At 70.6% G+C, this 15,895-nt stretch carries 8 protein-coding genes; 7 read left to right on the forward strand and 1 reads right to left on the reverse strand.

The genetic code is table 11. The features are described 5' to 3' along the window. The first annotated feature begins 260 nt into the window (after window positions 1-260). From ACFYYT_RS01065 to ACFYYT_RS01095, 7 genes are all read left to right on the forward strand, one after another. The gene (locus tag ACFYYT_RS01065) at window positions 261-1,214 is read left to right on the forward strand and encodes an ABC transporter substrate-binding protein (protein ID WP_351821825.1); all 954 of its coding nucleotides are present in this window, start codon (window positions 261-263) and stop codon (window positions 1,212-1,214) included. A 2-nt stretch (window positions 1,215-1,216) separates the two neighbouring features. After that, the gene (locus ACFYYT_RS01070; protein WP_351821822.1) at window positions 1,217-2,179 is read left to right on the forward strand and encodes an amino acid ABC transporter permease; all 963 of its coding nucleotides are present in this window, start codon (window positions 1,217-1,219) and stop codon (window positions 2,177-2,179) included. A gap of 8 nt (window positions 2,180-2,187) precedes the next feature. Continuing rightward, window positions 2,188-2,940 carry an amino acid ABC transporter ATP-binding protein gene (locus ACFYYT_RS01075; RefSeq protein WP_351821885.1) on the forward strand — a complete coding sequence of 251 codons (753 nt, stop codon included), beginning with the start codon at window positions 2,188-2,190 and terminating at the stop codon, window positions 2,938-2,940. After that, the gene (locus ACFYYT_RS01080) at window positions 2,937-4,151 is read left to right on the forward strand and encodes a M20/M25/M40 family metallo-hydrolase (RefSeq protein ID WP_351821819.1); all 1,215 of its coding nucleotides are present in this window, start codon (window positions 2,937-2,939) and stop codon (window positions 4,149-4,151) included. The genes ACFYYT_RS01075 and ACFYYT_RS01080 overlap by 4 nt, the downstream gene beginning before the upstream one ends. Window positions 4,152-4,321: 170 nt before the next feature. Then, the gene (locus tag ACFYYT_RS01085; RefSeq protein ID WP_351821816.1) at window positions 4,322-5,611 is read left to right on the forward strand and encodes a cyanophycinase; all 1,290 of its coding nucleotides are present in this window, start codon (window positions 4,322-4,324) and stop codon (window positions 5,609-5,611) included. 132 nt (window positions 5,612-5,743) lie between these two features. Further along, window positions 5,744-6,613, forward strand: coding sequence for a MurR/RpiR family transcriptional regulator (locus tag ACFYYT_RS01090; protein WP_351821813.1), 870 nt, complete (start codon window positions 5,744-5,746; stop codon window positions 6,611-6,613). 311 nt (window positions 6,614-6,924) lie between these two features. Continuing rightward, window positions 6,925-8,430, forward strand: coding sequence for a cryptochrome/photolyase family protein (locus ACFYYT_RS01095; protein WP_351821810.1), 1,506 nt, complete (start codon window positions 6,925-6,927; stop codon window positions 8,428-8,430). Window positions 8,431-8,567: 137 nt separating this feature from the next. Here ACFYYT_RS01095 and ACFYYT_RS01100 read toward each other — a convergent pair whose 3' ends face one another. Beyond that, complete coding sequence (locus tag ACFYYT_RS01100) at window positions 8,568-15,890, reverse strand: LamG domain-containing protein (RefSeq protein ID WP_351821807.1); 7,323 nt, start codon at window positions 15,888-15,890, stop codon at window positions 8,568-8,570. Window positions 15,891-15,895 lie beyond the last annotated feature (5 nt).

Below are 15,895 nucleotides of genomic sequence, written 5' to 3' on the forward strand. Positions count from 1 at the left end.
TGCGCCGTCATGCGGGTGCGGCAGTAGCGGAACTTACAAGCCAACGAGGTGGAGCGGTAGATGTAGCGCAAAAGAGTGGGGAGTTGTGGGTGCGGTCAGATCGGAGTCCTGCTTGTGAGCCTCTCGCGATCAGGTGGGTGACCGTTACGGCAATGAAACATGCGATACATCTAGCCAAGTGATGGGCCGTTCTGTAATTTCCGTGTTGCAGTCGACGGCGAGCACCCCGTCGGCCCGAAGACCGGAGAGGCCCACGCCTGATGAACACCCCTCTGTCCCGAAACCTGATCGCGGCGCTGACGGCCGCAGCCGCGCTGGCCACACTCACTTCCTGTTCCGACTCCGCTGCCGACTCGTCGGCCAAGACCACCGGCGGGCAGCGGACCACCGTCGCAGGTGTGGTCATCACGAAGGACGACGGCCTGCACGCGGCGCTCCCCGACACGGTCAAGCAGTCGGGGACGGTACGCGTGGCCACGGACCTGCCCTACGCGCCGTTCGAGATGTTCGTGGCCGAAGGCAAGCCGGAGCTCACCGGGCTCGACTACGACCTGGGGCAGGCGCTGGGAGCCAAGCTGGGAGTGAAGTTCGCCTTCTCACCGCAGAAGTTCGACGGGATCGTGCCGGCCATTCAAGCCGGGAAGTTCGACGCGGCGATGTCGGCGATGACGGACAACAAGGAGCGCCAGGCCGTCGTCGACTTCGTCGACTACTCCGTCTCCGGTTCCGGGATCATGGTGGTCAAGGGCAACCCCGAGAAGATCACCACCCTCGATGACCTGTGCGGCAAGAAGGTCGCGGTCCAGGCGGCGACCAACCAGCTCGACCTCCTCAAGGAACACCAGGCCAAGTGCAAAGCCGCCGGGAGCGAGATCGACATCCAGACCTTCCCCAAGGACTCTGACGCGCAGCTCGCCCTGCGCTCCGGCAAGGTCGGTGCCCAGGTGCAGACCAAGCCCGCCGCGGGCTGGACCGCCAAGACCGCCGACGCCGGCAACGCCTTTCAGGTCGTGGACGATCCGGCTGCCGCGGGCGGCTACGGAGCCTCACCCAATGGAATCGCGGTCTCCAAGAAACTGCCCCAGCTCACCGACGCGATCCACAAAGCCTTGCAGGCCCTGATCGACGATGGAACCGCCGCCAAGATCTTCGACAAATACGGTGTCGCCTCCATCGCCGTCAAGGAGGCAACCAAGAACGCGGCGGTGAACTGAAAATGACCACCGCCACAGCCCCCGCCGACACGGACCGACCGGCCCCCGAGCAACTCACCGTCGTGCCGCTGCGCCACTACGGCCGCTGGATCTCAGCCGCCGTGGCTGTCTCCGCGCTCATTGGCGTCGCCGGATCACTGGCCAAGAACGGCAATCTCCACTGGGAGATCATCAGGCACTTCCTCTTCGCCGATCTGATCTTCACCGGACTCGTCACCACCCTGTGGCTCACCGTCGCGGCCATGGCGCTCGGACTGGTGCTGGGCACGCTGGTCGCGGTGATGCGCCTGTCGTCCAACCCCGTCCTCTACGGCATGTCCTCACTGTTCGTCTGGTTCTTCCGCGGCACTCCGCTGCTGGTCCAGATCATCTTCTGGGGATACGCCGCCGCCCTCTACCAGTACGTGAAGATCGGCATCCCGTTCACCACCGTCACCTTCTTCCAGATCGAGACGAACTCGCTCCTCACCCCGGCCGTCGCCGCCTTGCTGGCCCTCGGGCTCAACGAAGCCGCCTATGCCTCGGAGATCGTCCGCGCCGGCATCCAGTCGGTGGACCCCGGCCAGACCGAAGCCGCGCACTCCCTGGGCATGCGGCCCGCACAGACGATGCGCAGGATCGTCCTGCCCCAGGCCATGCGGGTGATCATCCCGCCGATGGGCAACGAGACGATCAACATGCTGAAGATGACCGCCCTGGTATCGATCATCTCCGCGCACGACCTGATGTCCAACATCCAGGACGTATACGCGCAGAACTACCAGGTCATCCCCATGCTCGTCGTCGCCAGCCTCTGGTACCTGGGTCTGGTCACCCTGCTCAGCGTCCCGCAGGCATGGCTGGAGCGCCGCTACGGCCGAGGTTCCGACCGCGGCGGCCGCGTCTCACCCCTGCGCCGCATGCTCACCGGCGCGCCGGCCCAGCCCGCCCGCAGGAAAGAGAAGACCAAGGAGGCGGCCGCGTGAACGTTCCCATGGTCCACGCCCAAGGCGTACGCAAGCACTTCGGCAAACTCGAAGTCCTCAAGGGCATCGACCTGACGGTCGAACGCGGCCAGGTGTGCTGCCTGCTGGGCCCTTCCGGCTCGGGCAAGTCGACCTTCTTGCGCTGCATCAACCACCTCGACCGAGTCGACGGCGGGAAACTCGCGGTCGACGGCGATCTGGTCGGCTACCGCCAGAGCGGATCGCGACTCCACGAACTGCGCGAAAAGGAAGTCGCAGCCCGACGACGCGACATCGGCATGGTCTTCCAGCGCTTCAACCTCTTCCCCCACATGACGGCCCTGGACAACGTCATGGAAGCCCCCGTGAATGTCTGCAAGACCGACAAGTCACAGGCCAGGGCCGAGGCCCACCAGCTGCTGGAGCAGGTGGGCCTCGGGGACCGGGCCGGCCACTACCCGGCCCAGCTCTCAGGGGGGCAGCAGCAGCGCGTCGCCATCGCGCGAGCCCTGGCGATGAAACCCAAGCTCATGCTCTTCGACGAGCCCACCTCCGCGCTCGACCCGGAACTGGTCGGAGACGTCCTGGACGTGATGCGCCGGCTCGCGGCGGATGGCATGACGATGGTCGTGGTGACCCACGAGATCGGCTTCGCCCGCGAGGTCGCGGACACGGCCGTCTTCATGGACGACGGCGTCGTCGTCGAATCCGGTGACCCGCGCCAGGTCCTTGTCGAGCCCCGGCAGGAACGCACCCGCGCGTTCCTCTCCAAGGTCCTGTGACCGCCCCCTCCCGGGAGCAGCTCCATACCGACTCGCTGCTTCCGCATGCCGAAGCCCGCCTGGAGGGCTACCTCGCGGACCTTGCCGACCTGGTCGCCATCGACTCGGGCTCCTACAGCCCCACCGGCGTCGACCAGATGGCCGCCTGGACACAGAACCGGCTGCTGCGCCTCGGCTTCGACGTCGAACGAGTCGCTCCCGAGCCCACCCACGGACATGCCGTCGGCGATGTGATCGTAGCCCGCAAAGCCGGATCCCTTCCCGTCGAACGGGGCGGACGCCGCCTCTTGCTCGTCGCCCATCTCGACACGGTCTTCGACGACGGAACAGCCGCGGCCAGGCCCTTCCACCTCGACGGCCACACAGCGCGCGGCCCCGGTGTCAGCGATGACAAGGCCGGCCTGCTGGCAGGCATCACCGCCCTGGAGATCCTTGAAGAGACCGGGGCGGGCCAGTACGCCGAAATCGCCTTTGTGGCCACTCCGGACGAGGAGATCGGTTCACCGGCGAGCCGCCCGATAACCGAAGCGGCAGCCCGAGGAGCCCATTTCGCGCTGGCCCTCGAGTGTGCCCGGGAAAACGGAGACCTGGTCATCGCCCGCAAAGGTGTCGCCGACTTCCGTGTGAGCGTGACCGGCCGGGCGGCGCACGCCGGCATCGAGCCGGAGCGCGGCGCGAACGCAGCTCTGGCCGCCGCCCACTTGGTCGTTGCCCTGCAGGCCCTCAACGGCCACTGGGACGACGTCACCGTCAACGTGGGCGTCCTACGGGCGGGCACCCGCACCAACATCGTCTGCCCCGAAGCCGAGCTGCGCGTCGAGGTCCGTTCGGCCACCGCCGCCGGACTCGCAGCAGCCCACCGCGCTATCGAGGCGGCCGCCGCCCGGCCCGCGGTGACCGGCACCACGGCGAGCGTCGAGCAGCTGGACCTGTGCCCGCCCATGGAGGACACACCCGCCTCACGCCGCATGTTCCACCGAGCAAGAGGCATCGCCGCAGGCCTGGGAATCAGCCTGGCAGGCGCGGCGACCGGCGGCGTCGGGGACGCCAACTTCATCGCGGGCCTCGGCGTGCCCACCCTGGACGGCCTCGGCCCGGTCGGCGGCGCCGACCACACCCCGGAGGAATGGCTCGACACCTCCACCGTCCCCGCCCGCGTCGCGCTCCTGGCCTCCCTCATCGTCGGCCTCGGCGACAGCCGCACCGGCTGAACCCCCACAGACGTCCCGTACCGGTTCGAACGCGCCATTGCCCGGTACGGGACCCCGGACCCGGCAGCCCCTGCGACCACGCACCGGGCTGCCGGCTCTAGCCGGGACCGCAGCGGCCACACGCTGCCGCGGTCCCGGCCATCACCCGCCCCCACCCAAAGGAGACATCCATGCGTGTCCCCACCGGAGCCCGCCGTACCGCACTGGCGGGCAGCACCGCTCTCCTCCTCGCCCTCTCCCTCGCCCCGGCCGCCCACGCCGGCGCCGCCACACCGGCCGGCGGCCGTGGCTCGCTCGTCCTGATCGGCGGCGGCCTGAAAGCAGACAACACACAGGTGTACGGCGAGATCATCAAGCGTGCGGGCGGATCGAAGGCCCGTATCGGTGTCCTCACCGCCGCCTCGACCCCCGCGAGCGCGGACCCTGACGCAGGCGACCCCGAGAACTGCAGCAACTCCGCCTGCAACGGCGCCTATTACGCCGGACTCTTCAAGCAGCACGGCGCCGCCGACGCCCAATGGATCCCCGTCGACCTCGACCACATCGGCAATGCCGACTCCGACGAGGCCGTACGGCAGGTCAACTCCATGACCGGCTTCTTCTTCGGAGGCGGTGACCAGTACCGTTACGTCACCACCCTGCTCCATGGATCCGCACACACCGACTCCAAGGTGCTGGCCGCCATCCGGGCGAAGCTCGCCACCGGCGCCGTCGTCTCCGGATCCAGCGCCGGAGCGCAGATCGCGGCCGGAGCCGACATGGTCACCGGAGGCGACTCCTACGAAGCACTGCGCGACGGCAGCAGCCCCGGCTACTTCGACGACCCGACCCGGCTCGGATACCTCCCCGAAGGCGGCTTCGCCTTCCTGCGCTCAGGCCTCATCGACACCCACACCGGCGCGAACGGACGCGAAGGCAGAGCCCTGCGCCTGGCCGCCGACACCGGACACGACCGCGTGTACGCGCTCGAAGAGAACACCGCACTCGTCGTCGACGACCCCGGCAGCCCCCGCGAGCGCATGCGCGTTCTCGGCCCGCAAGGCGTGGCCGTCCTCGACCTCCGCCAGAGCCGGACCAGCGGAAATCCACAGGGTGGATGGGCACTGACCGGCGCCCGCTACACCTACCTCTCCGACGGCGACCGCTACGACCCCAACCGCTGGCAGACCCTGCCCGCCGGCGGCAAGCGACCTCTGATCCCTTCGGCGGCCGCGACGATCCCCGCCAATCCAGACGTGTTCGACTCCCCGGCCGACCCCGCCGGCGCCCCCTACTCCTTCCTGAACACCGCGCGCGCCCTCGCCGCCGGCACCCGGCGCACCACCACCGCCGGCACATTCGAGAGCGGCCCCCGATTCACCGTCACCTTCAGCAAGCAGCCCGGATTCACCGCCTGGACCAGCGACGGCGCCACCGCGCAGACCGTCATCGGCCTGCGGATAGCCGTCGCCCCGGAGTGACTGCGCCCTGACGCGCTCCCGGCGACGGGGCCGGCCGGAATCGAAGGGTTCCGGCCGGCCTCACCGAGCCACGATCGACAGTAGGCTCGACCACTGACCTACCCGGCCCGCACACGAAGGAAGACGCAGCGCATGGCCCCTGGCACGCTCGCCGACGAGATCCGCCTCAAGCTGGGCGACGCCAGCCCCGCCGAACGCAAGGTCGCACGCGTGCTGCTCGCCGGCTACCCCGCGGCCGGCTTCGAAACCATGGCCGTCCTCGCGGAACGCGCCGCCGTCAGCACCCCCACTGTCCTGCGCTTCATCAACCGGCTCGGCTACCGCGGCTTCCCTGACTTCCAGACCGCGCTCCGCGCGGAGCTCGACGAACGCAACGCTTCTCCCCTCTCCCTCTACGAGGCGACCGACTACGGACGGAGCCAGGACGGCGTCGAGGACCTGTCCCTCCTCCAGCGCGGCAGCAACGTCTTCAGCGCCGCTGTGGCGCAGACCCTCGCCGAACTGCCGCCGCACGATTTCGAGCACGCGATCGCCCTGCTCTCGGACGGCAAACGCCGCATCACCCTGGTCGGCGGGCGGTTCACGAACCTGTTCGCCCAGTATCTCGGCCTGCACCTCATGCAGGTACGCGACGACGTACGGTTCCTGCCGGACCGGGACGTCGAACGGACCGCGCAGCTCGCAGCGGTGAACCGACGTGATGTCTTTGTGCTGTTCGACTACCGGCGCTACGAGCCGGACAAGGTTTCCATGGCCGAACTCGTCCAGGAACAGGGTGGCAAGGTCATCCTTTTCACCGACGTGTGGCTTTCACCGGCGGCCGCGCACGCTCAGGTGGTCCTGCCCAGTCAGGTAGCAGCACCATCCCCCTATGACAGCCTCGTCCCCACCCTCGCTGTCGTCGAAACCGTCGTGGCCGGTGTGCTCACCGCCCTGGGCGAGGGTGCCCACCAGCGGATGCAGCACGGGGAGAACACCGCTCGCCGAATGGGCCTGTACTGAGCCCGTGACCCGTGGGTGAAGAAAGGCAGTACCGGGGCTCCGGGGAGCCACGGGTTACCGCGCACGGCGCAAGCCGCCCGGCAGCCGCCCGCCTGGGCCTTCGGCCTCGTCCGGACCCCGCTGTACGCCACGATCGCCTGGGCGCGGGCCGACCCGTATCCGCCGCCCCGCTGACCCGTACCGGGTGAACCACCACGTCGGCCGGGCAGTGACACGGGTTGGCAGGGCGACGGGTCCGCACGTGCGTTCCGGGACTGCCGTCCGGCCGTGCCTGCCGCCGTCGGCTCGTTCCGTATTGGTTGGATGCGGGGATGAGCTCAGTGCACTGGTTGTTCGGAGACCAACTCGGTCCGCACTTCACGGCCACCGCCGCAGGCGGGACACCGAGGAACACCCGGTGGCTGCTGATCGAGTCCTTGGCCGTGCTGCGGCGGCGCCGGTTCCACCGCGCCAAGGCCCATCTGGTCCTCAGCGCCATGCGCCACCGGGCGGCCGAACTGGGCGATAGCGCCCAATACGTCACGGCTGAGACCTATCGGGAGGGACTGGCGCGGGCCGTGGGCGACTCGCCCGTTTCCGTGCACCACCCGACCTCCCGCGCGGCCCTCGCGCTGGTGACGTCGCTGCCACAGGTCACGGTCCACCCGGCTCGCGGGTTCGTGGTCGGACACCGGGAGTTCGCCGACTGGGCAGCACGGCAGAAGGGCCACCGGCTCCTGCAGGAGAACCTCTACCAGCACACGCGCCGCACCCACGACATCCTCATGGAGGGCGACCGGCCGATGGGAGGGCGGTGGAACCTCGACCAGGACAACCGGGAACCCCCGCCGCGCGGCTGCGCCACCCTGGGCGCGCCGCCGCCGTACCGGCCGCGCGAGGACGAGATCGACGACGGGGTCCGACGGGACCTGGACCGCTGGGAACGCGAGGAGGGCATCACCTTCGTGGGGCGCGACGGTCCGCGCCTCTTCCCCGCGAGCCGCCGTGAGGCGCTCGCCGCCCTCGACCACTTCGTCACCCACCGGCTCGCCGGGTTCGGCGCGCACGAGGACGCAGTGCTCGCCGCCGACCCCATCATGAGCCACAGCCTGCTGTCCTCCTCCCTCAACCTCGGCCTCCTCGACCCATGGGAGTGCGTGATCCGGGCGGAGGGAGCCTTCAAGGCCGGGCTGGTGCCGCTCAACAGCGCCGAGGGGTTCATCCGGCAGGTCTGCGGCTGGCGCGAGTACGTGTGGCACCTCTACTGGCACCTCGGCGAGGACTACCGGCACCGCAACGACCTCCGCCACACCGCACCGGTCCCCGCCTGGTTCGCCGAGCTGGACGCGGACGCGGTGGGGGCACGCTGCCTGTCCACGGTGCTGGCGCAGGTACGGGACACGGGATGGACGCACCACATCCCCCGCCTCATGGTCCTCGGCAGCCATGCACTCCAGCGCGGCTGGGACCCGGCGCAGGTCACGGACTGGTTCCACCGGAGCTTCGTGGACGGCTTCGACTGGGTCATGCTTCCCAACGTGGTGGGCATGTCCCAGTACGCGGACGGCGGCCTGATGACCACCAAGCCCTACACGTCGGGCGGGGCCTACATCCACCGGATGAGCGACCTCTGCGGGGGCTGCCGGTACCGGCCCACCGACCGCACCGGAGAACGGGCCTGCCCGTACACGGTCGGCTACTGGTCCTTCCTCGACCGGCACCGCCCGCGCCTGGCGGGCAACCCCCGCATGGCGCGCGCCGTACAGGGCCTGGACCGGATCGGCGACGCGGCCCAGGTCGCCCGCGCACACCGGGACGCGGGCGACACTCCGCCCTGAGAGCGGTTCGGTCAGCCGGTGCGGCCCCGCGACCGCGCCATCCGCCCACCCGCACGGTGAGCGCGGTGTGGTCCGTGACCGGTCCGGAACAGCCTGGCGCGCCCGGCCCTCCGGGGTGACGGAGGGCCGGGCCCAGGTCAGTTGTCCATGCCGAAGTAGCGGCTGAGGTAGTCGATGATCTCCGTGGAGTGGGGGAGGAGCTCGGGCAGCTGGGCGGCCAGGGCCGCGCGGGTGGCGGTGGCGAGGGCGCCGGTGCTGGTGGCGGCGGGGCGGACGTACGGTTCGAGGCGCTTGATCAGCTCGTAGTTGCTGTCGATGTTCTCGGCGCGCATCGCCTTCTCCAGGGGCGGCGCTCCGGGCGGCGGGACGGGTGCGAGCACCCGGCTGACGTAGGTGACGCGGTGCAGGATCCGCCAGCACGGGGGCTTGGCCGAGTTCTGGCGGGTCTGCCGCAGGGCGGCGGCGTCGGGGGCGTCGCTGCCCGACAGCCAGGTGGGGTCGACGACCTTGTGGTAGAAGTCGTCGAAGTTGGCGCTGTTCTCGCCGAGGTAGAAGGTGAGGAAGCGGTAGGCGTCGACCTTGCCCGGCACCAGAACGGGCTTGCCCGCCGTGTCGTAGACGGGCTTGCCGTCCTTGTCACGGCGCTGCAGGTCGCCCGGCGGCGCGCACTGGACGTCGAGGCCGAAGGAGCGGGAGGCGTCCTTGCCCTTGGCCCGGGTGACGCTGAAACCGCCGCCCACGGAGGCCTCGAGCTGGCCGTAGAAGTTCACACCTTTGAAGCCGAAGTTGCCCCCGTAGGTGCCGCCGATGCTGCCGCTGAGCGCGTAGGAGCCGGAGGTCGTCTCGCTGACGGCGTCGGTGGCCTCGGTGGTCTCGGCGAAGAAGCCTCCCTGGGCCGTCCAGACGTAGGTGTTGACCAGGTCCCGGTGCGAGAAGCCGGTGGCGGCGGCGCTGCCGGCGGTGCTGCGCCCGGTCTCCTGCTGCTCGACGGACATGCCCATCGAGCGCAGGAGCGCGTTGGCCTGTCCCTGGGTCGGGTCCGGGCGGTGGGTCTCGGTCGAGACCGATTCGTAGAAGGCGTGCAGCCGCTGCTGGTCGCGGGTGATCCGGCGCTTGAGCGCGTAGGCGTCCCGCGGCTTGAAGTAGCTGTACTCGCCGTAGCCGGTGGCGGTGGGGTAGTCGGGGTCGGTGACCTTGCCGCGGTCGTCGAAGCCGACCGCGCCGTCCAGGGTGCCCTGCTTGGTGTAGCGGGGGTTGATCGGGAAGTGGATGAGGTTCCAGTCCGGCGGGATGTCCGGGTTGGGCAGCATCCGGTAGGCGACCAAGGCGCCGGTGTGCGCCAGGCGCAGCGCGAAGACGTCGGCGGTCTGGGACTGCACCAGCGCCATGCCGGTGTTGGCGGGCACGTACCGGCGGCCGACGGCGGAGTTCAGCACCTTCGCGGCGTCCTCGGTGTAGCCGGTCAGGGCCAGCTTGGCCTTGCGGGCGGTGTTGGTGCCCTGGCTGACCTTGGTGTCCTCGCTCCAGCTGTTGGAGAACTCCAGGCGGCCCGTCAGGCCGACCTTCAACTGGGCGTCGGCGAGCGGGGAGGCGATGCCGAAGCCGGCCGGAGCGGTGATCGACAGGACGCTGGCATCGGTCTCGAAGCCCACCGCGAAGCCGAAGGCGGCGTTGACGCTGCGGGTCTTGCTGGAGGACAGGCTCCGCACCACCTGGTTGGCCTCGGCGAACTCCACCGAGGAGGCGGCGGCGTAGCCGTCGGCCTTGTCGGTGAGGTTCTCCGAGGGGACCGGCGGGGCGCCCTCGATGTAGCCCATGAGTTGCGGGTCGAACTGGGCCTGGCCGACCCATTCGGTGGTCAGGTCGCCCACCTTGTAGCCGGTGACCAGGTGCCAGCGGCCGTCGCGGACGAAGCCGTAGCAGCGCTTGAGCACACCGAGCGTCTCGCCCTTCGCGTCGTACTGGAGGTCGGCGTACTCGGTGGCGCCGGGGGCGCCGGCGATGGTGTCGTGGAAGGGGGTGCGGACGTCGGCGAGGGCCGAGCGCACCTGGGCGGTGTCGGTGGACACGGGGGCGGTGGAGAGCAGGACGCGGGGCCGCTTCGCGGAGAAGGCGAGGTTGTTGCCGCGCAGGCCCTCGTCGCGCACCGAGGTGGTGCCGGGTTCGGTGGAGTCCCGGTCGAAGGGCCAGTAGCCGAGCAGGTCCCGCTTGTTCTCGCGCAGGCGGGTGAACAGGTTGTCGCTGATCTGCTCCCGGGTGCGGACGGTGCGCCAGATCCGCACCTCCTCCAGCGTTCCGGTCAGCAGCTCCGTCGGTTTGCCCCCTTCCAGGCGGGCGCCCAGGGTGAGCTGGGCATCGCCCCAGGAGGCGGTGTCCTGGGCGGTGACGGGGGCCTCGGACAGCGGCTCGCCGTTGCGGTACAGCCGCAGCGGGCTGGCCGTGGGGTCGACGTCGCGGGTCCAGCGGGCGCCCCGCAGCTTGGCCGGGAAGGAGCCGGAGACGTCGACGGTGACGTTCCCGGCGTTCTCGTTGAAGGGCCAGCGGGCCAGCAGCCCCTTCTCACGCGCGGTGACCGGCTGCCCGAGCTGGACGGCCGGCCGTGCGGAGTTCCACAGCCGCACCTCGCACAGGACACCGTGCAGCCCACGGCCGATCTCCAGCTCGCTGGAGTTGGACTGTGCACCAGGGCCGCTGTACAGGTGACTGCCGGCGGCTGCGCCGTCCAGGTAGAAGCGGATGTCCTGCTCGGACTGGACGCTCGCGTTCGCCTGGGCGGCGGCGGAGGTGTCGGGCTTGCGGCGCTGGCGCACCACGGTCACCCGCTGGAAGGCCCCGGCCGTCACGGGCCGGTCGGAGGTGTAGCGGACGGCCTTGCCGTCGGCCTCGGCGAAGGCGAACTCCACCCGGCCGTCGGCCAGGATGCCCAACTGGTACGGGATGCCGTCCCGGCCGCCGTCGACCACCGTGCCCTTGGCGAGCAGGCCCATCGGGGCGCCGAGCTTGTCGATCCGGACGAACGCCTCGATGGTGAGGTCCTCCAAAACGTCCAGCGAGTTCTGCGGTGCCACCGACAGGCCCGCGCCGCCGTTCAGGCTCAGGGCCCAGGACTGGGTGAAGGTGGCGGCCAGGTGCGCCCATTCGTTGCACGGGAAACGCTCCGCCGAGCGCACCACCCGGTCGCTCACCCGCGCGACCACCTGGTAGCCCTTGATCGGCGAGGGCGGGCCGCTCGGCCCGTCGAAGGTCCAGTGGCCGAGCAGGCCCGGTTCGCGGCCGGAGAGCCGCTGGTGGCGCTCGGAGGAGATCTCGTGCTGGGTGCGGGCCCGGCCGAAGACGCGGACCTCGTCGATCCGGCCGTCGAGGTAGTCGCCGGTGAAGGGGAAGTGGCCCAGGATCAGCGGGCCGTTGCCGGTGTAGGCCCCGTTGGAGGTGCGGTGGGCGACCTCGACGCCGTCCCGGTAGAGGATCTGCTCGCGGGTGGCAGTCTTGTAGACCGCGGCCCAGTGGTGCCACTCCAGGTCCGGGTAGGCCTGGGTGGTCTTCAGGTCGTCGCCGTACAGCGAGAAGTAGAAGGTCTCGTCGGGGTGGACCCACAGGTGCAGGGACTGGTCGACCCGGCCGTCCGTCGCACCGTGGAACAGCAGCGGCTCGACGCGGCCCCGGGACTGGTTGCGCTTGGCCCACAGCTCGATGGTGAAGTCCCGGTTCGCCAGGTCGAGCGAGGGAGTCAACTGGGCCTTGGTGCCGCCGACGAACTGCCAGGCCGGCAGGGCGGCCGGGGCGAGCGCCAGGGAGTAGCCCGATCCGTCCGTCCTGGCGTGGACGATCCGGCCTCCTCCGGCCTCGGGGTTGACCCAGGCCTCCAGGCTCAGGTCACCGGTCGGGGCGATGTTCTGCTGCTGGCCGGCGGGCAGGGTCAGGTACTGCTCCTTGCCGTCGAACAGGAAGGCCCGGCCGGGCATCTCGGCCCGCCAGCGGCAGCCGCGGCCGGTGATGGTCGCCTTGGCCGTGCCGTTGGGGACGGAGTCGACGCCGCCCGCGGTGAGCCCGATCAGGCGGGATCCGGCGGACAGCAGGACCCCGGCCCGGGTGGACTCCGCCCGGGCCCAGTCGTAGCCGACCAGGCTGACCTTGTCGCCGGGCTTGATCGCGGTGCCCGCCGTCGTGAGGGTGAGCGTCTTGGCGCCGGTGGGGTTGTCGGCCTCCGCGGCGTAGCCGGTGCTGCCGATCACGAGGTGGGCCTTGGCCGGGACCGGCACGGTGGTGGCCCCGGTCAGCTCCACGTTTCTGCCCGTCACCCGGGCGACCGCGCCGACCGTCACCGGCCGGCCGGGGCTCCCGGCCAGGGCGGCGGTCATCAGGTCGGCCTTGCGCGGCAGCGACCGCCAGGTCTCGGTGTCGGAGCCGACGGTGACGGTCAGGTCGCAGCGGCCGGGCGCGTCGCCGTCGGCGACCTTGATGGTGGCGCTGTCCAGGGGAACGGCCGGGTCGCGGGCGACGAAGGTGAGCGTGCCGCCGTCCCCGGCGAGGGTCTGGGCGCCGCGGACGACGCCGGTGTCGTAGTACACGGCGAAGAACTGGTTCTCGGCGCCGCGGAAGTACAGCACGACGTTGCCGGTGCCGCTGTCCAGCAGTGCGGGCCGGTCGGTGCCCCGGGCGAATTCGAGCAGGCCGCCGGACAGGCTCAGACCGGTGGAGTCCACCGCCAGCAGCGGCATCGCCACCGTCAGGTCGTCGTCCCCCTGCAGGGCGGTCGACAGGCGGGCCAGCTGGTCCCGAGCGTCCTTGAGTTCGGCCTGCTTGGCGGCCAGCACGAGCTGCAGTTCGGCGACCCGCTGTTGGGCCGTGCGCGCCTCCTGGAGGAGCTGGCGCGCGGCGTCCAGCTTCTCCTTCGCCGCGAGGTACGCCACGTCCACACCCGAGCGCATGGACAGGCGCGTCATCTTGAACAGGCCCGAGTCCGCTGTGAGGCATTCGCTCGACTGGACCAGGTGGGGTAACTGGTACGTGGAGGGCGAACCGATCGCGAGCCGGCTGCCGCGGTTGACGATGCGGACGTACTCGCCCCCGGCGATCAGCTGGAACTGCGCGCTGACATTGCCCGGTTCGCGGACGATCGTGCTCAGCCGGGCGGTCTCGGACGTCGAGTTGCCGGTGACGCGCAGGTCCCGGTTGCGCTCGCGGGCGACCAGGAAGTAGCAGGGCCGGCCGTTCTGGCTCTGGCCGGTGTCGTCCAACCACCAGGTCGTCCGGGGGCCGTTGGGCGGGACGAACTGCACCCCGGCCTCGTACTCCGAGGTGAGGATGGCGAAGAGCGACTGCGCCAGGTGGCCGCTGGCCAGCTGGCGCGGTGTCTTGAGCTCCAGGTTGTAGGTCCAGGAGGTGACCAGGTCCTTCTCGGCGAGGTATCGCCGCTCCAGGTCGTCGAAGCCCGGCTTCAGCCGGTCGACTTCCGCCTGGTACTCGGCCACCCTGCCCGCGGTGCCGGCCAGCCGGGTCATCTCCGACTGAAGGGACGCGACCTCCGGCTCCAGCCGCTTGATCAGCTGCTGCAGGGCGCTGACCTGCTCCGAGTCCTGGCCCTTCGTCGGCCGCTTGAGCACCGCCGGGTCCAGCACGTCCGGCGCCTGGGCCAGCCGGCCGTCGCGGCCGACCGCGAAGTCCAGGCCCGCCAGGCACGGGTTCTGGCCGTACCTGGCGGCGAACGCCAGCAGCACCCGAGCCTGCCGCTTGGCGGGCTTGGGGTCGGGGCGGTACCCGGCGACCACGTTCTCCTGCTGGTGGTACAGCACGGCCGACAGGCCGGACACCACCGAGCGCCCCTTGAGGACGAAGCTGTCGCGCCGCACCCCGGGGTGGTCGCCGACCGGGGCCTCCGAGCCGGTCCACTTCACGCCGCCGCCGAGGGTGCCGTGCAGCGCCCGGTCGGTCTGGTCGTTCGCGGTGCTCCCCGTGCCCTCGTCGAACCGGTAGTAGGCCACCAATCCCGGCTCGTTGCCGATCAGCCGGTAGCTCATGTCCTCGGTGAGCTCGGCGGCGGAACGCACCCGGTCCCAAATCCGGAGCTCGTCGACGTCGCCCTTGAAAAGCTTGTCCGTACCGCCGGAGGAGCCCTTGCCGACCAGGGTGCTCACACCGGTGGCCGGGGTGAACGGCAGCGCCCCGCTGCCGGCCGGCCTGCCGTTGACGTACAGCTTCGCGGTGGTGCCGTCGAAGGTGGCGGCGATGTGGGTGTAGGCGTCCGTCGGCACCGACTCGGTGGACAGCAGCGGCGACGGCGCGCCCTGGTGGGTGAGGCTCACCAGGCCGGCGGCGTCCACCGCCAGCAGGTACTCCCCGCTCCTGGCCAGCACCGGACCGTCGAGGGCAGCGGGTTTGACCCAGGCCTCGATCGAGTACGCCTTGCCGCCGAACCGCAGCGCCGCCGGATCGCCCAGGTCGAGGTGGGCGTCGGTGCCGTCCAGCCGCAGGGCGGTCTCCGCACGCCCGTCGGCGCCCGTCACCGGTACCAGCTCGCGCCCGGTGAACGGGCAGCTGCCCGGGCTGCGCTCGAACACCGCGTCCCGGTAGAGCGGGTCGGGGCTGGTGTAGAAACGGGTGCCCCGGGTGTTGAACAGGCCCTGGGCGCCCTGCTCGACGCTGAAGGAGTCGACCCGCCCGGTGGCGTCGTTGTGGGCGAACAGCTGCCAGCGCTGCACGCCGCTGATCGCGGTGGGCACCAGCACGGCGGCGAACCGGCCCTGGGTCAGGTTCCGTACGAAGGACAGCTCCTGGGTCGGCTCGTGGAACGGGCGGCCCTCCATGTCCTCGGTGCCCGGGCTGTCCTTGGCCGACTCGGGACGGGTGGCGTGCCGGCTGCGCTTATAGCGGACCTCAAGCACCGGCTTGAGCTTGCCGTCCACCAGCAGGAACCGGTCGCACAGCAGGGTGTCGCGCACCAGCGGCACCTTCTTCGTACCGCTGAGCACGTAGTCCGTGCGGGACGCGCTGCCCGAACAGCCGCCGCCGGTCAGCTTGTACACCGCGTCGGAGTGCGTCTCGCCGACCGACTGCCGTAACACCACCACGTACGTGCCGTCGGAGACCACGTGGAACGGGGCGTCCGCCGTCAGCCGCGCGGTGGTGGACAGGAAGAGGTCGGTCTCCTGGGCCGTGGGCCGCTCGTCGACGGCCGCCTCGGCCCCGCCGCGCTTGACCGTCGGCATCGCCGTCGCGCCGACCACGGCGTACCCCACCTCGGCCAGCTCCCGGGGGAAGACCAGCTCGGCCGGGTTGTCGCTCCAGTACGCGGTGTCTGCCGCGCCCTTGGCTTGCGGGCCGGCCAGGTCCAACACCGAGTAGACGATCCGGCGGGACGCGTCCATCGCGAACGCGACGGTGGTGCCCTGGTGCCGCGCCATCGTCACGTGCCGGTACGACCGGTCTCCGTAGATCTTGAGCAGGGATTCCTGCGGTGCCACTGCTT

The sequence above is a fragment of the Streptomyces sp. NPDC002032 genome (assembly GCF_042890765.1).
In the GTDB taxonomy this organism is placed as follows: Bacteria; Actinomycetota; Actinomycetes; order Streptomycetales; family Streptomycetaceae; genus Streptomyces.

What these genes read in the sequence shown, in the direction of transcription:
- ACFYYT_RS01065 (WP_351821825.1), top strand. Translation starts at nt 261, where the DNA reads ATGAACACCCCTCTGTCCCGAAACCTGATCGCGGCGCTGACGGCCGCA.
- ACFYYT_RS01095 (WP_351821810.1), top strand. Translation starts at nt 6,925, where the DNA reads ATGAGCTCAGTGCACTGGTTGTTCGGAGACCAACTCGGTCCGCACTTC.
- ACFYYT_RS01075 (WP_351821885.1), top strand. Translation starts at nt 2,188, where the DNA reads ATGGTCCACGCCCAAGGCGTACGCAAGCACTTCGGCAAACTCGAAGTC.
- ACFYYT_RS01090 (WP_351821813.1), top strand. Translation starts at nt 5,744, where the DNA reads ATGGCCCCTGGCACGCTCGCCGACGAGATCCGCCTCAAGCTGGGCGAC.
- ACFYYT_RS01085 (WP_351821816.1), top strand. Translation starts at nt 4,322, where the DNA reads ATGCGTGTCCCCACCGGAGCCCGCCGTACCGCACTGGCGGGCAGCACC.
- ACFYYT_RS01070 (WP_351821822.1), top strand. Translation starts at nt 1,217, where the DNA reads ATGACCACCGCCACAGCCCCCGCCGACACGGACCGACCGGCCCCCGAG.